Annotated in this window: 22 protein-coding genes; 4 read left to right on the top strand and 18 right to left on the bottom strand. The window is 42.7% G+C overall.

All coding sequences use genetic code 11. The features are described from left to right. Window positions 1-4: 4 nt before the first annotated feature. From ABTQ23_RS03085 to ABTQ23_RS03020, 14 genes are all read right to left on the bottom strand, one after another. Complete coding sequence (locus tag ABTQ23_RS03085) at window positions 5-319, bottom strand: hypothetical protein (RefSeq protein ID WP_408614172.1); 315 nt, start codon at window positions 317-319, stop codon at window positions 5-7. A 2-nt stretch (window positions 320-321) separates the two neighbouring features. Continuing rightward, a complete protein-coding gene (locus ABTQ23_RS03080) occupies window positions 322-606 on the bottom strand; it encodes a hypothetical protein (protein ID WP_408614171.1) in 285 nt (94 codons plus the stop codon). Next, window positions 607-1,125 carry a hypothetical protein gene (locus tag ABTQ23_RS03075; protein WP_408614170.1) on the bottom strand — a complete coding sequence of 173 codons (519 nt, stop codon included), beginning with the start codon at window positions 1,123-1,125 and terminating at the stop codon, window positions 607-609. An 11-nt stretch (window positions 1,126-1,136) separates the two neighbouring features. After that, complete coding sequence (locus tag ABTQ23_RS03070) at window positions 1,137-1,679, bottom strand: CbrC family protein (RefSeq protein ID WP_408614169.1); 543 nt, start codon at window positions 1,677-1,679, stop codon at window positions 1,137-1,139. 23 nt (window positions 1,680-1,702) lie between these two features. Beyond that, window positions 1,703-2,113 (bottom strand): Imm10 family immunity protein, encoded by a 411-nt coding sequence (locus ABTQ23_RS03065; RefSeq protein WP_408614168.1) that lies wholly within the window; start codon window positions 2,111-2,113, stop codon window positions 1,703-1,705. 106 nt (window positions 2,114-2,219) lie between these two features. Beyond that, on the bottom strand, window positions 2,220-3,110 hold the full coding sequence (locus tag ABTQ23_RS03060) for an ADP-ribosylglycohydrolase family protein (protein WP_408614167.1): 891 nt from the start codon (window positions 3,108-3,110) through the stop codon (window positions 2,220-2,222). Continuing rightward, window positions 3,097-3,534, bottom strand: a complete 438-nt coding sequence (locus ABTQ23_RS03055) for a hypothetical protein (RefSeq protein ID WP_408614166.1) — start codon at window positions 3,532-3,534, stop codon at window positions 3,097-3,099. The genes ABTQ23_RS03060 and ABTQ23_RS03055 overlap by 14 nt, the downstream gene beginning before the upstream one ends. A gap of 41 nt (window positions 3,535-3,575) precedes the next feature. Then, entirely contained in the window at window positions 3,576-3,953 is a 378-nt protein-coding gene (locus ABTQ23_RS03050) for a hypothetical protein (RefSeq protein WP_408614165.1), read from the bottom strand. Between the two features lie 153 nt (window positions 3,954-4,106). Next, window positions 4,107-4,658 carry a CbrC family protein gene (locus ABTQ23_RS03045; RefSeq protein ID WP_408614164.1) on the bottom strand — a complete coding sequence of 184 codons (552 nt, stop codon included), beginning with the start codon at window positions 4,656-4,658 and terminating at the stop codon, window positions 4,107-4,109. Between the two features lie 16 nt (window positions 4,659-4,674). Next, window positions 4,675-5,055: a DUF6331 family protein gene (locus tag ABTQ23_RS03040; protein ID WP_408614163.1), complete on the bottom strand. Its 381-nt coding sequence runs from the start codon at window positions 5,053-5,055 to the stop codon at window positions 4,675-4,677. Window positions 5,056-5,089: 34 nt separating this feature from the next. After that, window positions 5,090-5,548 carry a DUF6985 domain-containing protein gene (locus tag ABTQ23_RS03035; protein WP_408614162.1) on the bottom strand — a complete coding sequence of 153 codons (459 nt, stop codon included), beginning with the start codon at window positions 5,546-5,548 and terminating at the stop codon, window positions 5,090-5,092. 24 nt (window positions 5,549-5,572) lie between these two features. Further along, a complete protein-coding gene (locus tag ABTQ23_RS03030) occupies window positions 5,573-5,926 on the bottom strand; it encodes a hypothetical protein (RefSeq protein WP_408614161.1) in 354 nt (117 codons plus the stop codon). A gap of 69 nt (window positions 5,927-5,995) precedes the next feature. Next, window positions 5,996-6,544: an imm11 family protein gene (locus ABTQ23_RS03025; RefSeq protein ID WP_408614160.1), complete on the bottom strand. Its 549-nt coding sequence runs from the start codon at window positions 6,542-6,544 to the stop codon at window positions 5,996-5,998. 999 nt (window positions 6,545-7,543) lie between these two features. After that, on the bottom strand, window positions 7,544-9,700 hold the full coding sequence (locus tag ABTQ23_RS03020) for a TonB-dependent siderophore receptor (protein WP_408614159.1): 2,157 nt from the start codon (window positions 9,698-9,700) through the stop codon (window positions 7,544-7,546). 313 nt (window positions 9,701-10,013) lie between these two features. On the opposite strand from ABTQ23_RS03020, the gene ABTQ23_RS03015 reads away from it, so the two are divergent. Next, window positions 10,014-10,355 (top strand): carboxymuconolactone decarboxylase family protein, encoded by a 342-nt coding sequence (locus ABTQ23_RS03015; protein ID WP_408614158.1) that lies wholly within the window; start codon window positions 10,014-10,016, stop codon window positions 10,353-10,355. 40 nt (window positions 10,356-10,395) lie between these two features. Here the strand turns inward: ABTQ23_RS03015 and ABTQ23_RS03010 are convergent, their stop codons facing one another. The 3 genes from ABTQ23_RS03010 to ABTQ23_RS03000 all read right to left on the bottom strand — a co-directional run bounded on the left by ABTQ23_RS03010 (window position 10,396) and on the right by ABTQ23_RS03000 (window position 13,357). After that, a complete protein-coding gene (locus ABTQ23_RS03010) occupies window positions 10,396-11,853 on the bottom strand; it encodes a sensor histidine kinase (protein WP_408614157.1) in 1,458 nt (485 codons plus the stop codon). A 4-nt stretch (window positions 11,854-11,857) separates the two neighbouring features. Continuing rightward, window positions 11,858-12,529, bottom strand: a complete 672-nt coding sequence (locus tag ABTQ23_RS03005) for a response regulator transcription factor (RefSeq protein ID WP_408614156.1) — start codon at window positions 12,527-12,529, stop codon at window positions 11,858-11,860. A gap of 261 nt (window positions 12,530-12,790) precedes the next feature. Then, the gene (locus ABTQ23_RS03000) at window positions 12,791-13,357 is read right to left on the bottom strand and encodes a hypothetical protein (protein WP_408614155.1); all 567 of its coding nucleotides are present in this window, start codon (window positions 13,355-13,357) and stop codon (window positions 12,791-12,793) included. A gap of 261 nt (window positions 13,358-13,618) precedes the next feature. On the opposite strand from ABTQ23_RS03000, the gene ABTQ23_RS02995 reads away from it, so the two are divergent. The 3 genes from ABTQ23_RS02995 (at window position 13,619) to ABTQ23_RS02985 (ending at window position 16,031) form a co-directional block, all read left to right on the top strand. After that, window positions 13,619-14,005 carry a hypothetical protein gene (locus tag ABTQ23_RS02995; protein ID WP_408614154.1) on the top strand — a complete coding sequence of 129 codons (387 nt, stop codon included), beginning with the start codon at window positions 13,619-13,621 and terminating at the stop codon, window positions 14,003-14,005. 107 nt (window positions 14,006-14,112) lie between these two features. Next, window positions 14,113-14,769 (top strand): metalloregulator ArsR/SmtB family transcription factor, encoded by a 657-nt coding sequence (locus ABTQ23_RS02990; RefSeq protein WP_408614153.1) that lies wholly within the window; start codon window positions 14,113-14,115, stop codon window positions 14,767-14,769. Then, on the top strand, window positions 14,769-16,031 hold the full coding sequence (locus ABTQ23_RS02985) for a YbfB/YjiJ family MFS transporter (RefSeq protein ID WP_408614152.1): 1,263 nt from the start codon (window positions 14,769-14,771) through the stop codon (window positions 16,029-16,031). Before ABTQ23_RS02990 ends, ABTQ23_RS02985 begins: the two co-directional genes overlap by 1 nt. A gap of 39 nt (window positions 16,032-16,070) precedes the next feature. Here ABTQ23_RS02985 and katG read toward each other — a convergent pair whose 3' ends face one another. Further along, on the bottom strand, window positions 16,071-18,242 hold the full coding sequence (katG, locus tag ABTQ23_RS02980; protein ID WP_408614151.1) for a catalase/peroxidase HPI: 2,172 nt from the start codon (window positions 18,240-18,242) through the stop codon (window positions 16,071-16,073). Between the last annotated feature and the right edge of the window lie 120 nt (window positions 18,243-18,362).

Below are 18,362 nucleotides of genomic sequence, written 5' to 3'. Positions count from 1 at the left end.
ATCCTTAATCGGCGAACCAATAAATCGATAATTTCTCATTCATTGCTTGCTGTAATACCGCAATCATCTGGCGCAGCGTTTGGTCCAACGCCGTTGACAGTGGCTGGGATAGCAAAAAATTGAGCTCTGTATGCCAGCGTTGGTGAAGCTCTCGTGCAAGGCGTTTATCTTGGTAATAGTCGGCTAGCTTCATCGTCACTGGCAGCGACAGAGTACGTGAGCGAATCATGCTGAAAAGTTCATCATGTAACTCTTCGGTTAACGATAAACGATATTGCTGCTGACGGCGGCTAATGCCTGTATGAAGATCGTAGGCCATGGTTACGGCTCCAATAATGTTTGCTGGTGTAGCCATGTGGCTAACTGTGCAAGCTCAACAGTTGTTGCGCCTGTGATGGTTACCACCATGGTATGAAACCACGGATTGCTGTGGCTTGTATCAAAATCAAATGCTACGGCAATAGACTTATCTGGCCGAATGATATTGAGTCGCTCAATAATGGCGTCAGCGGCTTCGTCAAACTGTTCGTCACCAAAGCGTTGCCAAAGTAAACGCAGTGGTAAGCTGATTCGGTTGGTATTATCCAAAATTTGCGCCTTTGTCATTTAGTACCACTCATTTTCGGGGCAGCTGATCGCGTTAATCGACTCAATCTGCGTGAGCAGCGTGGCTAAATGCTGACTTAAATCTACCCATGTTTGCGATTCTGTATCAGCCTTAGCGCGCGGTGCGATCTCCAGTAAATACTGCTGCGTGGCGGCGTCATTCAGTTGTAATGTCAGCACAAGCCCTAATACTTGCCCTTCATAGGTGATGAACTCCTCAAAGCGGCCACTGCTATTGAAGATCAACTGACAGCCCAATAGCGTACCGAGCTTAAGGGCTAGCTCGGCAGCTGTCAGCGTACTATGAAAGCAGACCAAAGCACGAAAGTTCAACGGCGTATTATCCATACCGACGATCGTTGGTGGAATGAGTAGCTTAACTTCAATGCGGTAATGCTTGATGGCATCGCTGGCTTGTTTAAGCGAGATACCGAGGCGGTCACGCAGCTTTAGCGTGGCATTTTTGATATCGCCTTGATGTACCAGCTGTTGTTCTGCTTCGGTTAGTGGGTGATTCATTCGGCAGCCTGTTAACTTGGTTGGCACAGCCAATAGCGTTTGCCACAGTGTGGGCAGCTAAAGGTCAGTACGGGGTCTTCACCAGCGATCAGGCTGGCCAAGATTTGCGGGTGTTCGGTATCTGCATCTTGCGCTGGCCATGGCATCAGTTGCTGGATATCGCCCTGATAGCTGCGGCCGACTTTGCCTGAAAATGGCGCGTAATCTGCGCAGCAATGTGGCCAGTCACTCAGTTCAAGTACGATGGTTGGCGTATGTAATAGCTCATCTAATATTGCGGTCGCGCGCGCCTTTTTCTGCGCTTTATCGATGCTACCTTTGGGATAATACTGGTTAAGCATGCGCTGAACTGCTTCAATATTCAGCCAGCTATCCGCTTTGATAGTGGCGTGTTGCAGGCAATCGACACAAAGCTCGTCTACCTGTTGCCATTGGTCGTTTATAAGTACTTCACGCCCTAAGCGATAGATTGGCTTATATTCACCACAGCATTGACAGTGCTCAGTAATGGCTAAATCAGCTAGTGCCATTTGATGAATATATTTAAACCTCATGTTTATCATCTCTTTTTCGCTTTTTATTCGATGATGTTGGCATAGTTACATTGCACTATTACATGCTTTGCGATTTGCACTAGTTCTTGCCACTGTGCGTCTTCTAATTGGTAACGAATATGCAGTGATTGAATCCCAATTTGCTCTGCAGTTGCGCTATCAAATCGACAACGTAATTGGCTACGGCTAATCTCCAGTGAGGTGATACCTTCATAAAAGGTCTGCAGTTGTGGTTCTTGCACCACGCAAATGCCTTCATCTTCTTCGCCCAAGCTTGCGAGTGTTCCATCCTCTCCAAGCGCGCGTTGAAACTGCCAGCTCTGGCCTGTCTCGTTATCGGACTCATCAAAGCAGAGGTTAAAAACGCAAAAATCTTCGCTAAAGATATTGGTAATCCCGGCAACTTGAGTGGCATAAAATTGAATATGTTGCATACCTATTACATCCTGTTTTCGCTATTATGTGATTGCCCGGAACTTCGGCCTTGAAGCTCCAACTCGTTGTGCCAAATCATCTGGTATTAATGGTCCGAAGCTACATTCAGCATTCATCTATAGCGGTTTGCTTGAGCGCCATTAACTGCTCTCCGATTTGCCGCAGATAATCGTGCCCATAGGCGCCGCGTTCTAAATTGCGGGTTAAAAATTCGGGTAGTGTTTGCTGGTATTGCGTACTTTGTGAGGCAATCGCTAGCGCAACTGCGGTGACGGTATCCACATCGCCGCCGAAGTTAACTCCTTGCAACAATATTTGCTCGGCACTGTCGCAGTGACAAAGTAACGTCAGCACCGCGTTAACGGTTTCCCACGCGCTGCATGGCACTTCTGCTTGCCAAGTGTCATCCCACATCATGGCAGTATGCTCACTGACAAAGGCGGTTAGCTCGGATTTATCGCCAAGCTCATAAATAAAAAAGTGAGCGGCGAGGGCGATGGCTTGTGCCGATTCAATGCCTTGCGGTGTATCGTGGGTGATTTGTGCCTGCATTTTGGCAAACTGCATCAGCTGCGCAATGTCAGCAATAATGCCAATGGGGGCCGCGCGCATAGCCGCGCCGTTGCGGTCGCTGTGGGGATTAATCTTTTCCAGTAATTCACCGCCATCATCAATATTATCTAAAAAGTGCTGAAAACCGCTGGAATAACCTAAGCGGCGATCACGCTTGTAGCAGCTCACAAATTTATTGGCGATGTTTAGCGGCGTCCATGGCCGTTGCTCGATGAGTAGCTCGCTAATCGCCAGTGACATCTGAGTATCGTCGGTATAGCAGCCTGGTTGAATACCTAAACCGTGCTGCTCATAGTGGGTGAGATGGTTGTGTTGCTCGATTTTGCTGCGCTCGGCAAATTCAAAGCCAGCGCCATAAGCATCACCAATTGCCAGAGCTAATAACATGGTCTTTCCTTCTTTTTCTGTGTCAGCAATTGCCACTGATATTAAATTCTCCCAGATAACACAAGCTAAAATCATCGGTGATGACTGATTGCGGCGAGTCGATTTGGCGGTCGTTGTCTTTGGGATCTATCGCGACCAGAATAAGGGCGTTGATGTGTGTGAGTCCGTGCTGCTTGGCGGCTGACTCAATCAGTGCCGCAGTATGCTGGGCGATATCATCAGTGCCGAGAAATGCGCTAAAGCGCTGTGCCAGTGGTGTCGAGTTATCACTAAATCCCGCATAGAACCAATCGTCATCCAACCACGTTTCTCCTTGTGAGGCGACAAAAGCATTCAGCGGTTGGCTGTCATCGATGTCATCTAATGCCCACAGCAGCGGGTTTTCCTCAATCAGATCTTGATAGGCTTGGCGGTTGGCAAAATATCCGGCCCAGCACTGTACGGTTTGTTTGATACTCATTATTTATCCGTTACCTTACAACTTGTGTTTTATTTGCTAGGTTATTGCCCGTAACGTCGGCCTTGAAGCCCCAATTCGTTAATAAACTGACGGGCCGTTGTTCTTGATGCCTGCCATTGTGGATGCTGTGAAAACTGTTCATAACACCATTGTTCCGCAGGAATTTGCAGCAGTGAGCGTAGGAAGAGGCCAATTCGTTGTGCCAAATCATCTGGCATTAAAGGTTTGTAGTTTTGGGAATCAATCAGTCCTAATACGCGGTTAGTTTCATCCCACACTTCAAAATTAATAGGAAATAAATCGCTGTCCAATGCCAGTAGTTCAGTGGGTGACAGCGCATGCAATATAATGATGTCTTCAATGTCATCGACGCATTGGGCGGCATATTGCTCAGTTGTGAGCTCAATTGATTTTGTCATGAAATTACCCCTGTTTTTTACAAGGATTTAGACTCGCATCAGGTTTTGTGTGATTGCTGAAGTCGTCACAAAAATAATAAGTAGTATTGCTGTCACTCTTTATTAAGTTTGGATTGCGCCAATATGCAACTGTGGCCTCTGGTTTGATACTCATTACTCAAAGCCTCCAGCCAAGCGAACTTCATCACAATGACAACATTGAAACAGTTGCACTGCGAACGGCGCATCATCTTGAGCAATTAAGGCGTTGAACTCGTCTTCAGTCAGGTCGTTCTCTTGGCAGATGCGATGGATATCAATTGCCAGTTGCTGCTTGTGAGCGTTAATTTGCGCCGCACTTGTTGGCGTGATTTTGCAATAATCGCCACAGTGGTGCGGCCAACTGTCATTCATCGCCAGATAAAAATAGTTGGGTGTTCGCTGTATCAGTTCGCTGTCTTTGGCATCATCACCGAGTTGTTCCATGCTATCAGCATCGATAAACTCCAGGTCAAATTGCGCTGCTGCTCGGCCATCGGCAATGCACCATGGGCAGATGTTTTCTACCTCATTTATACAGAAAAACGGCCCAACATAGCCCCATCCACGTTGTTGCTGACAGCAAGGGCATGTGCCGTTAACGCGGATGATGACGCCTGAGCTGATAGGATCAGGATGATATTTAAATGTTGGCCATGCGGTAGGTAGTTGTGTTTTCATCATCATTGCTTATTTTGCGCCGTTAGACTTGCTGTTGATAAAGCGCTTGGAGATGCTGTAGCAGTTGCAACAGCGTCGCGCGGTTAAAACAGTTATTGAGTATGCGGCTGTAATAGTTGGCGTCAGGCTGTTGCTCTATATTGTTGATGAGTGCGCTAAGTTGGCTATGTAATTCAGCTTTTGGCAGATGTGCAGTATGTTCCAGTACATCTTCTGGCCATAAACCAAACGCATCAATGCCACAGCAGGCGGCGACGCATTCTGTTTCTAATGCTTGCCACATCGGCAGTAGTGCATCCATGAGCGGATCTAACTCGATGAGTTCTCCGCTTATGGTGGTTTTTTCAACGCTAATCCAATGCTCTGGGCCGATGCTGATGTCGTTACTGTGAGCGTTACTCATAATGATCTGTCTGTGTTGTGGTTCATTGCGCAGTCTAAATACAGATATCCTGAAAGCCAACTTCGACGACTTGATTGTGTTGAATTTTGACCGCTAGCCCGTGCTCTGGCTCCCAACTGCACTCAAACAGCAGGCCGATTTCGCACTTGTCAGGAAACAGATCTGGCACCACGATGGCTGTGGGGGTGAGCAGCGGTTTAATTTCTTCAACCTGACTAATCTTTGGTAATGCTTGTTGCCAATCTCCGTGTTGATATTGCTGGCGATATTCCGGTGCAACATGTTGGTAGTAATCAAAAATGGCTTGAAAGACGTCGCTGGTTAAGCGCTCGCTATGCTGCATAAATTCATCATAGACCGCCCGTTGCCACGAAGCGGGCGGTTGCTCATCGTCTGCATCAACAACAAGCGCGACTTCAGCGGCCATCAATGGGTGGTACAGGTCAACATTCCAGTCAAAATCTTTAAAGACGAGTTGGTCAAATGGGTGCATTAAGCGTGATTCCTTAGCCTCTGTTTACTCGCTAAGCCATTGGTGTGCGTCAGTCGCTTGCGATGGTAAAAAGTGGCGGATGCAAATATTTGGATTAATCTGGTGCCAATGGGCGAGGGTGTCTGCTAGTTGGACATGCTCCGCGCAGACTAACGCCAACTTACCAGTTAGCATGGCGCTGATTAATTTGTCTAAGCTCGGCCAATGCGCATAGCTGGCCTTTACCGCTAAGTGAATATTTGGCGTAAAACCATAGACAGCAATGCCTCGGTCGAGCTGTTGCAACAACTGCTTAAGGTTGGCTGCGCTAAAGGCGAGAGTATTATCTAGCGTTATTTTCGATATAAACGGTGATGCAGAATGCCGATATTGGTGCATGAGCGTTATCCTTCATCACTGTGCTGGTGGCTGACCTCAATGTCGGCACCATTACGAACGATAAGCTGTTTAATATCCATATTCTTGATAGTCCTGCGGCAGTTTAAACACCATGCCAGTTAATTGTGCTTGCTTAACTGCCTGACAAAACGCGTCACTGACGATATAAACGGCGTTCCAACATTGCGCCAGTTGGGTTAAATGCACATCAGTTAGTTGTTGCTCGTCTAGCACCAGCTTTTCAATACTATCGATAAAACCATCTTCATCACGTACTAGTTGCGATTGCAGCTCATCTTGCGCTGCATTTGAACCGAGAAAATGTGCCACATAACGCTTTAGTGATTTGCCATTGTGTTGCCAGTTTAGCTCAAATACTTGTAGCGGAATTTGTAATGATTTTATGATGTTAAGTAATGGTTCGCTAACAATGTTTAACACCCCATATTGCAGATAATCGGGTAAAACGAATTTTCCCGAGCTTGAAAACTCCAATATTGGAAACTCACTTGTGATCGTTTCTGGCAAACCCACTTTTAGAGGAATAAGCGCTTTAAGATTGGCACATTGAATTGTTAGATTTGCCTTTCTGCCATCAGCTGATAACAGGTAATGCATCTTTATTCCTTTGTTATTTATGCTTAAGTGGTATTCACTTATTTGCTATGTATTTAGATAAAATGCGTATTCAATTCTGATGATATAAATGACGCTAATAGATGAATAAGTTGAAAAATTTATTTTTTAATTATATTTGTTTATAAATTTTATAACGTTAGCATTAAAATCTATTATTTGTATTATTCAATAATTATAGATTGAAAACTATTTAGGCTGATTTACCACGGCTACCGCACGGAGTGTAGTATTAACTTGCTCCGTAAGTATTGATGCATCCATGCAATTGATAGAAATTTACCCTATTGATTAACTTGTTGGCAATACGTGATTACCACTAATATTGCCAATTGATTAAAATATAGACGCATTTAGATTAAACAAATTTGATGATTTTTTGCTTAATTATCTGTATGACTCAAATAATTATTGTGGGAGTATGAATAATAGATACTCGATTTTTGAGCATATTATAGTTTTCGCATCATAAGCTTTCGGTTCTGATAGTAGTTAAACGCTAATCCTATAGGGGCTGCAAATATAGCAAATATCCAACATAGGAAAACGGTCATCAGTTTGAAGACCAGTAGTGCAATGATGTTAACAATATAGGTACTATCACCTAATAGAAATTTAACAGAACTTTTATAGGCAAATCGTGCATAAGGATAGAGTAGCGTGTTTATAATCAGAGTGATTATAAAAATAGATGCTGGGGCATGAGTACCTTGCAAAAATATATTTAGATAAAATCCACCAATAATTAGGGAAAATATATATTGTCGCACAAGAAATTCAGTGGTTAACCCACCAAAGATGAGTTGAAGTGTATTTTTCATTATTTAATCAGTTTATTTAAAGTTGATTTTAAAAGATTTATTTGGTTTTTTCGTATGAAATATAACCGCAAAAATGAATGCCGATTAAGTGAATGCCCCCTTTATCAAAAAGGGGACATTCGTTAAGCAACCATTAACTGATTATTTTATTAAAAATACTTTATAATTTATAGTTCAAACCAACGGTAAAGTTTAATGGTTCACCATAACCGTAGCTATCTGCACTGACTGTACTGAAATAAGTTTTATCAAATAGGTTATGAACATTTAACTGAATTTGTGCTTTGGGCGTAAGGTCATAGCGTGCCATCAGGTTAAATATGGCATAACTTGACTGCTCTGTTCGGTAGCCATTGCTGTCATCTGAATAGATTTTGCCTTGCCAATTGACTCCGCCACCGACTGTGAGCTGCGGTAATCTCGAAACGAAATTATAAGTTGTGAAGAGTTTAAACTGTTTCTTCGGATAGGTTGTATTAACGTCGTCTCCTGAAGAGTCTTTCGCTCGATATTGTGAATATCCAGCGCTCATATTCCAACCTCGGGTAATGCGTCCGGTAGCTTCCAGCTCAAATCCTTTGCTGGTCATATTTTTTTCTTCATAAATGTAGTTGCCACTGTCTGCGTAGACGCCAGTACCTACGGCATAGTGATCTTGGTCGGTTTTAAAAAATGCAATTGAAGTATGCAGATTGTCATTTAAATAGGTACTTTTTAAACCAACTTCATAGGTTTTGCCTTCCAGTGGCGCGATTAGCTCATCGTTCGCATCATATTTATCTTGAGGGCTAAAGATTTCGGCATAACTGATGTAAGCACGATGATTCGGGGTAATGTCATACAATAAGCCCGTATACGGGGTGATTTTGCCCGTGGTGCTGTAATAGGAGGTGTTAAATCCTTCTCGTTTCCAGTTAGATATACGGGCGCCGGCTATCCACTTTAAATCATCACGAATATTGAACCGAGTTGCAGCGAAAAAGCCTAATTCTTTGGTATCGTAGTCAGCATTTAAGGTTGGTGTTTCGAAATCTGTGTCAAGGTCACCATCAAAAGATGAGAGATCGTCTGGGAAGGCCTCTTGGTAATTAGTGCCATAGCCATAGTACTGTTTAAGATTTTGTTTACTATAGAGTGCCCCTGTAACAAATTCATGGTTACGGCCAAATAACGCATAGTCGCCATTTAATTGCACATCTAAAGTATTTGCCGTGTTTTTACTGTGACTTTTTAGTGTGTAATTGTATAGATCGTCAATGTAAGTTCCTAAATAGAGCAACTGACTGTGCTGTTTATATTGCGAGTGGTTATAGTCAACTTTCAGTTTCCAGCCGTTATTAAAGTAATGCTCTACATTCACAAAGTAGTAGTTTGAGTCGGTGTCATAGTAAGACCAGTTTGCCGCTGCCGATTTGGATTTGTCCCATTTGGTAAAAGTGCCATCGGATGAATAGGATGGTAAATATCCCCAAGTCGCCCCTGGCGCATTGTTATTTTGCACCCCTGCGCCGATGCGCAGCAATGTATCTTGGGTAATATCAGCATCGATCACCGCATAGAAAACAGAAGTTTCTTTGCTGTAACGGTCAATAAAATAATTGTTTTTATTATATTTTGCGACAATTCGTCCGCGGATTGAGCCATCGTGGTTAAGACCACTAGAAAGGTCAGTTGAAAACTCTCGTTTATCCCAACTACCTGTTTGCATATTGACATAACCTTTGAACGTCTTGCTATCGGCATGTTTGCGCACGAAGTTGATTGAAGCTGCTGGGTTACCAGAGCCAGTTGTTAAGCCTGTTGCTCCGCGTACGACTTCAACGCTCTCATAGGTGGATAAATCCACTAATGTTTGTCCCAGTGAACCACCTAAGCCTCCCAAAGGTTGAATCGAACCATCAATCTGATAGTTGCTAACCTGGAAACCGCGAGAAATAAACGTATTACGCTCCGTATCGGCAGGGATATTCGACAGTCCAATAGTGTTGTCTACGATATCTTTGATATTGGTGAGATCTTGGTCTTGGATACGTTGCTGGGTAATAACTGTGGTGGCTTGGGGAATTTCTCGGTCAGTGAGATTGAGCCCAGTTGCACTGGTGACATCTTTACTGGCGGTATAGCTTCCGACGATTGTCATCGAATCAAGTTTGTTTTGTTGAGATGTTGATTGGTTGGTTGAGCTGTCTTTTGGGGGCGTCGTTGAGTTAGTGGCGTTGTCTTTTAACGTATCCGAATCAGCAGCGATGGCGTATGCGGAGGCTATAGATAGCGTTAGTATAGATAGTCTGAGAACGAACTTCGCTTTTGTTTTCATAATCTTACATTGAAAATGATAATGGTTTTCATTGTGATAATTGTTATCATTAGAACATAAGTAATTAGTGATTTGAATATGGATTCAAAATTTTATTTCAAAATATCTGTGGTGCTGTTTTTGTTTAATGAAAGATCATTGCGCTGTCATTGCTCAGTTGTTGGTAAAGATGTTAACTCTCCCAATAAAGGTAAGGTTTTCTGATAGCGCAAAGCTGATATGGGGTATTAACATCATATAAATTTAGGTTGTACAAAGATCTATTTATCTTTAGTGTGTCGTAAAACAATCCATCTACCTAGAGGGAATAGTTATGACTCAATCTTTTCGTGATTTTAATATAGAGAATAAAAAACGCACTGCCGCTTATGCTGAACAAAGCCCAGAAGTTATGGGAGCATTTAGAGAACTTCGCCAAACGGTGCTTAAAGATGGTGCTGTGTCAACGAAAAACAAAGAGCTGATTGCTTTGGGAATTGCCATTGCAGTGCGTTGTGAAGGCTGCATTGGCGCACATGTCGTTGCTGCCATTGACGCTGGCGCGACTCGAGCTGAATTAATTGAAACTATTGATGTTGCGGTATTAATGGGGGGCGGCCCGTCTATCGTATATGGACCAAAAGCGTATGCAGCCGTTGATGAGTTTTTGAAATAACAATGAAGGTAATGCGATATTGTCGGTGGATAATATTGCATTAACCATTTGAAATTAAAACAGAAACTGAAAATATATTCTCATCATTTTGGGAAAAATCCAGCTGATAGTTATTCTTCTCACATAGTTTTTTTACAATCGAAAGCCCCAATCCATAATGGTCTATGTTCGTACGTGATGAATCAATCTGATAGAGCGGCTTGGTTAGATTTTTGAGCTGCTCTTGTGAAACCTGTTTATCAGTTTGATTAGAGATCACAAACCGTTTGCCTCTGTTATCGGTACGCCATGATAGAGTGACAAGGCTATCTTGAGAGCTATAAAAAAGGGCATTGTCAATTAGGTTCTTAATGATGACATTTAAGCTAAATTCATCTGCTTGAATACAGTTAAATGGCTGTTCTTTGTGTAACAAGCGCTCTTTTAAATGAGGATATTTAAACCGTAGGGAATCTTTAATTTTATCTGTCAATTCAACTAGATTGATTTCTTTAATCGTGGTTTTAAATGAAGATGAAGAGGCTTTTTGCAATAGCAGTAAATTTTCAACAATAACCTTCATCCGCTGCGCAATATTTAGCATATCTTGCGGATAAGTTTGGCTGATACGTTGATCATCAGGATAGCTGATATGGACTTCGCTAAGCGTTATCATTTCCGCGATCGGGGTTTTGAGCTCATGAGCAATATCTGCGGTGATTCGCTTCTCATTATCAACGAGCTGATTATTTTTATGAATGAATTCATTGAGTTCATGACGAATAGGGTCTATCTCTTTGACCGGTTTGCTAGGGGTCGGAAAATAGACTTCGCTTATCAAGGTTTCTTTAAGCTTACGATAATTAATCAGTTCTTTATTTATTTTCTCAAGCGGTTTTAATCCCTTAACAATTAATTTTTTGGTGATAAATCGCATGGTTCCCATAGCGAGAATAAAACTGCTAATCAGGAGCACATCGACTAACCACAACAGATGATCTAGTGCCTTAGCGGAGCGATAAATAGTGAGATAAAAAGGCGCTGTTTTATGTTTTGCATCTAGCGGAATGAAATATGAAATAGAGGCTCGGCCTTGCTCTGAATTAGGCATAATGACTTGAACGACTTTATCTTTACCAATCGCTAGTCGTGGTCTAATCAGGTTGATCTTTGGATAATTCTCCAGTGTTTTAGAGCGCATCAGCGTTTTATTATTTTGCCAGAGCTGAAAAAAATGAGGATGGTGGATATCTTTAAACTCAGGCATGAAATGCTTATCAAAAGTAATGACCGGTTTTTGATCGTTCGTTTTAATCTGAGATTTAAGATAGTTAGCCTGGTCAATCATCCCTTGATCAAATTGGTTCTGTACCCAGATATCTAGCCCTCGATCGACACAAATAAAGACAATCAGCAGAATAATCCCAAAAATCAGCGAAATGGAGTTAATTAAATTTCTTTCAATAGAGGTTGATGAGCGATTAAAGCTAATTATTTTTCTTATTATATTGGCTGTCATTTAGTTAACTTTGGGCAATATAGCCAAAACCTCTTTTGGTCTTAACCGGAAGCGTTAGGTTGAGGGCACGAACTTTTCTGCGAATCGAGCTCATATGAACTTCAATGGAGTTGCGCGATAAAAAGTCAAAATTTCCGACAACAGAATTACTTATTTTTTCTAAAGATACAACCCGATTAGGGTGCGTAAATAGGCACTCTAAAATTTTATATTCATTAGGGGTTAAAGTAATCAACTGGTCTTTATAATGAAATGTTCTATCCGTTAAATTAAGTGTAAAGTTTCCGATACAAAGATTATCGTTGGCTTTTTCAACTTGCCCTCGACGCATGATGGTTAAAATACGCGCGTGTAGTTCATCAAAGGCAAACGGCTTGCTTAAATAATCATCAGCTCCTTTTAGCAGGCCATTCACGCGGTCCTTGGTTTCATTTTTTGCCGATAAAATAAGGACTCGCGTCATCACGTTTTCTTTGCGTAATTTTTCCAGAATACTCATGCCATCCATGCTCGGTAACATTAAATCTAGAATAATAATATCGTAGTGGTTATGCCGGGCCATATTAAAGCCTGTTGCACCATTGTCAGTATCATCCACCGTGAAACCTAGATTACCTAAGCCGACGACTAAACTGCGTCGCAGTAGTTCAGAATCTTCTATTAAGAGTATTTTCATGCTGTTTCGTAGCTATATAAAACTTAATTATGGTTAGATATTGGTTAGTAGCAATATTTGCAAGACCTGTAATATTAGTCCATAAAGCGTTAGAAAAGTTTCATTTATTAGTGAAATTGAGGAGATTTAAGTGTTTGATGAGAATAATATTGCGCGAATGAGAATTATTTTTATAAAAAAGCTTGTTTATTAATCAAATTAAAAAGATGAAAGTAGCAAAGACTTATCTCAACTCTCAATTGGCTACTTTCATCGATTTAGTTAATCGAATTTATATTGGCTTTGATGGTCTTTCCTGACCGAGCCAATCAATGATATCGCTGGGAACATCCGGTTGCGAACATAAGCGCAATAGGCAAGCAGCACGATAGCCGCACTTAGAAGAGCGAAGGCTGGAAACGAGAGTGAATGACCGTTTTTATGCATCACCATTAACGGAAATAGGATATAAAAAATACCAAACATCAGTACGTTTGTGTAAGCCGCTAAACGATTACGATAGACCCCAAAAGCACAGACTAAAGGACAGAGGATCCCAATACTTGCGGTAAAGAACCACACCAATGGGCCCCGTTGATACTCGACATGTTCGATAAAATAATGGGCCAGATAAGCCAGTGGAATAGCTAACAATACCAATAATACGACCAAGATAAGTTTAAGTGTTCGATTGTTCTTAAGCTGTTCGGGAGTCGGTGTGCCAGCGATCAAAAAGGCGACTCGATTTTCTCTCATTCCTTTGTCGCGAAACTGTTCAAATACTGCTGATTTTGCTTCGCCGCCTGCTATTTTCTCTTTAACTTGCGTAATAATTTCTTGAGTATCCATTGTGCTCGCTTGTCCTAACTAAACCACATGTCTGATAAATGCAAATAATAACAATTTTGTGATTAATTTATACGGATAAATTTAAATGATAAAGGTCAACTTACCGAATAAAAATCAATCTAGGTTTAATGTACAACGACAAACGTATTGATGACAAAAGAAAATGATATAAATAGTCATTGACTTTCCCAAAGGGAGATAGTGTAGATTCCTCCTATCTTGAGAATATTATCATTCATTTTAAGAGGTATACGTTAGGTTATGTTTATTGAACAGTCATTTTATCCATTATGGGTTGTTTTTGTTTTATCTCTAGCTGCTAGTTGTATTTCAATTACAGTGACTCAAACAGAGCTATTTCGTCCGTTGCGAGAGTTCGTGAGTAAAAAGTCACATATGTTTGGTTACCTGTTCCAATGTTTTTATTGTTTTAGCCATTGGGTTATCTTTGCAGGAATACTGATATATCGCCCTGTTTTGATTCGTTCGGGTTCATATATTGTGGACTTGATTGTGAGTGCGTTTTTCACAATTGGCCTGTCTACGATTACCAGTGGCATCATGTTTAAAGCTATGCGTACGGCCATCGCTAAACACATGGATGCAGAAAAAATGCATCGCACACTTGACGAACATAATGCTAATTAAGCAATTTATTTACCACTGGACGCCAGCGTTAATTCATTGAAGTTACTTTGGTTTACGCTACAATCAATTAATATGTTGAATGATTGATTGATGAGAAGGCTACTGATATGAGTGAATTGGAAGACCTTGCGTCGCGTGCTAGTGCGGTTTCAAATGTCCGACGGCTACAACTGCTCGAGCTACTTAAAGAGCAGTCGCTTAGTGTTGAGCAGTTATCTAAACGCTCGGGACTTTCTGTGGCCAATACTTCTCAACATCTGCAAATTTTGCGACGAGCGGGTTTGGTTACCTACACTCGGATGGGCAAGCACCTTTATTATGAGTTGCAAGATAGAGATGAGTATTTGGCGCTGATTAGCTCTCTTCGGGCTATTTCACAGCGTCAGCATGCCGTAATTCGCCAGTTGCGAGCTGACTACCTGTGTTCGCAAGAAAAACTTCAGCCTATTTCTCGCGAGCAGTTGCAAACTTTGATTGCCAGTGAACAGGTCACGATTATTGATGTACGTCCTAAAGAGGAATATGAGCGTAGCCACATTATTGGGGCTCTCAATATTCCACTTGGGGAGCTCGCTATTCATTTAAATGAACTACCTACTGATATGAATGTAGTGGCTTATTGTCGTGGGCCAAATTGCATCTTGTCTTATGAAGCAGTTAACGCACTGCAAGCGCTGGGATATAAAGCGAGACGTCTTGAAGATGGTCCTGTTCAATGGCAAGCCGCTGGGTTAACCCAAACGATAGCTGAAGGGGATTTCTGATGAAAACTGAGGCATCTTCATCTTCGCTGCGACGACTCCCTCCTGCTTGGAGTATTGTTTTGGGCGGTGCTGTTTCGCTTGCAGTAGCCATGGGAATTGGTCGTTTCGCCTTTACACCATTATTACCAATGATGATTCATGATGGTGTATTAAATTTATCGTTTGGCAGCACATTAGCTAGTGCCAATTATCTGGGATATCTGCTGGGCGCTGTTTTATGTATGGGATTACCGCAGTTGTGGTCGAGCGCTACCATAACCCGCTGGGGGTTAGTTTTAACTGCAGTTTTAACCTTCGCCATGCTAGCGAGCAATCAATTTAGTTGGATTATCGTTCGATTTCTGGCGGGGATTATTTGTTCTGTTGTATTGGTCCATACTTCTAAATGGACTCTGGCGCTGTTAACTGAGCAGGGAAAAGGTCAGCTCGGTAGTATTATGTTTGTTGGGGTGGGACTGGGTATCACGTTGTCAGGTTTTATTGTGAGCGCGATGGTGCAGTGGCATTGGAGTTCGCATACGGGGTGGTTGAGTTTTGGCATTATCGCCTCGGTGTTAGTTGCTCTGACTTGGCGGCTATTTTTAACCGATGAGCCAAATCCGGTTAAAAATCACCCCATATTGGCTCAGCAGCCTGATGAAAAAACTAACTGGTATGAGATGTCGCTGTTTTCTCTAGCATACGGCTTTGCTGGATTTGGCTATATTATTACCGCGACATACCTGCCCGTTATTGCCCGCGATACTTTACCTGCTTCGGCATCTTTTTGGCTCGACCTTTTTTGGCCTGCATTTGGTTTAGCTGCAGTGGTAGGTTCGATTGTTGCGACCCGCTTAGGACGACTTAAAGACCCGCGCTTAGCTTTGACAATTTGCTATTTGATGGAAGGTGCTGGAGTGATAGGCGCGATGATCGTTCCAACAGTGTCGGGATTTTTTATCAGTAGTTTTTTGGCCGGGCTGCCATTTAACGCGATTAACTTTTTTACCATGCAAGAGGTGATGCGCCTTCGTCCTAGCCAAGCTGCCCGTTATATGGGATTGTTAACTGCGCTATTTAGTATTGGGCAAATTGCTGGCCCACCGATGGTTAATTATATTCTGCAGTCAGCGCCTAGTGCTCAGTACGGATTTTCTCTGTCACTTAAGATTGCTGCTGGCTTTTTGTTTGTGGGAGCGGTGATTTTTGTTCTGCTTTCAAGAATTTGGCCTATTGTGAAAAAAGAGCCAAATAATTGTCAGTGTGATTCAGATAACGCTTAGTCTGTATTTAATGCCCAGGCATAATGCCCGGGCAAAAATTTACTCTTCAGCCATCAGATCAAAGCGATCAGCATTCATGACTTGGGTCCAAGCCTGAATGAAATCGTGGATGAATTTTTCAAGGTTATCATCTTGAGCATAGAATTCAGCATAGGCGCGAAGAATCGAATTTGAACCAAAGACCAGATCAACCCGCGTTGCGCTCCATTTGAGTTGTCCTGTCGTTCTATCATAGAGCTGATAAAGATTCTCAGATTTAGGTTCCCAGCGATAATTCATATCCGTCAGATTGACAAAAAAGTCGTTGCTAAGCACACCCACTCGGTCCGTAAATACGCCTAAATCACTCCCGCCGTAGTTGGTGCCCAGCACACGCATGCCTGCGAGCAAAACACTCATTTGTGGAGCCGTTAGCCCCATCAATTGCGCTCTATCGAGTAATAACTCTTCTGGTTTTACTGCATACTCTTGTTTTAACCAGTTACGAAACCCATCAGCCAGCGGTTCTAAAACGGCAAATGATGGAATATCTGTCATCTGTTCTGTGGCATCACCTCGACCGGGCAAAAAAGGCAGCTCTATATTAAATCCAGCAGCTTTTAGGGCTTGCTCAATACCTAAGTTACCTGCCAATACGATAGTATCTGCAACACTAACGCCATTTTGTTTGGCAATGGGCTCAAGAATTCTCAGCACTTTTGTTAATTGTTCGGGCTCGTTACCAGGCCATGAACATTGTGGTTCTAAGCGTATTCTGGCTCCGTTGGCTCCACCGCGTTTATCTGAGCCGCGAAATGTTCGGGCACTATCCCATGCGGTCGTGACCATTTGCGAAATGTTCAAGCCCGATTCTGCAATTTTAGTTTTGATTGCTTTAATGTCATAGTTAACGGGTCCTTTCGGAATTGGGTCCTGCCAGATGAGATCTTCTTTAGGAATATCGGGTCCTACATAACGAGATTTAGGCCCTAAGTCGCGGTGGGTCAGTTTAAACCACGCTTTGGCAAATGTTTGTGCAAAGTACTCTGGTTCTTTGGCGAAGCGTTCGGCAATCTTGCGATAATCAGGGTCTATTTTTAATGCCATATCAGCGTCGGTCATAATTGGCATTCGTGCAATGGTTGGGTCTTCCACATCAGCTGGCATATCTTCAGGGGCAATATCAATCGGTTCCCACTGCCACGCACCCGCCGGACTTTTATTAAGCTTCCAGTCATAGCCAAACAGTAGTTTAAAATAGCCATTGTCCCAACGTGTCGGATTGGTTGTCCAAGCGCCTTCAATGCCGCTACTGAGCGTGTTGCGACCAATGCCTCGCGATTGATGGTTCATCCAACCTAAGCCTTGATCTTCTAATTCTGCCGCTTCCGGTTCTGGGCCAAGATTGGCAACGTCACCATTACCATGGCACTTGCCAACGGTGTGTCCGCCTGCGGTTAAGGCAACGGTTTCTTCATCATCCATTGCCATTCGCTCAAATGTAACGCGCATATCTTGTGCGGTTTTAAGTGGATCCGGGTTAGAATCAACGCCTTCAGGATTCACGTAAATGAGGCCCATCATCACCGCGGCTAACGGGTTTTCTAAATTTCGCTGACCAGAATAGCGGCTGTTTTCATCTGAACTTGGGGCTAACCACTGCTGTTCAGAACCCCAATAAGTATCTTTTTGGGGATGCCAAATGTCTTCTCGACCAAAGGCAAAGCCGTAAGTTTTTAACCCCATTGATTCATAGGCCATGGTCCCCGCTAAGATGATTAAATCCGCCCAGCTGATTTTATTACCGTATTTTTTCTTAATGGGCCAGAGTAGGCGACGGGCTTTGTCTAAGTTGACGTTATCGGGCCAGGAATTTAATGGAGCAAATCGCTGATTACCACACGCGCCACCGCCTCGACCATCAGCAATTCGGTAGCTGCCTGCCGAATGCCACGCCATGCGGATCATCAGGCCACCATAATGTCCCCAATCGGCGGGCCACCAATCTTGGCTGTCGGTCATTAGCGCTTTTAGATCATTCTTAAGGGCGTTTACATCGAGTTTTTTGAGCTCTTCTCGATAGTTAAAATCGCTATCTTGCGGGTTAGTTTTTCTATCATGTTGATGAAGGATGTCTAAATTGAGCGTATGCGGCCACCAGTGGGTATTGGACATCTCTTTTGATGTGACGCCACCGTGCATAATGGGACATTTTGCGTGTGAAGTTGTCATTGTGTACCCCATTTTAGTTTGTGTCGTGCAATTATTTTGGATTCAAACTTGCTTTACTTTGTGAAGTTTAGACGATGAACACAACCCTTATGCATTGATGATGTGAAATAGCTAACGCTT

It is taken from the genome of Celerinatantimonas sediminis (assembly GCF_046054195.1).
Classification (GTDB): domain Bacteria; phylum Pseudomonadota; class Gammaproteobacteria; order Enterobacterales; family Celerinatantimonadaceae; genus Celerinatantimonas.
The sequence above is the reverse complement of the archived record's forward strand: the minus strand, read 5'-3'. Positions and strand labels throughout refer to the sequence as shown.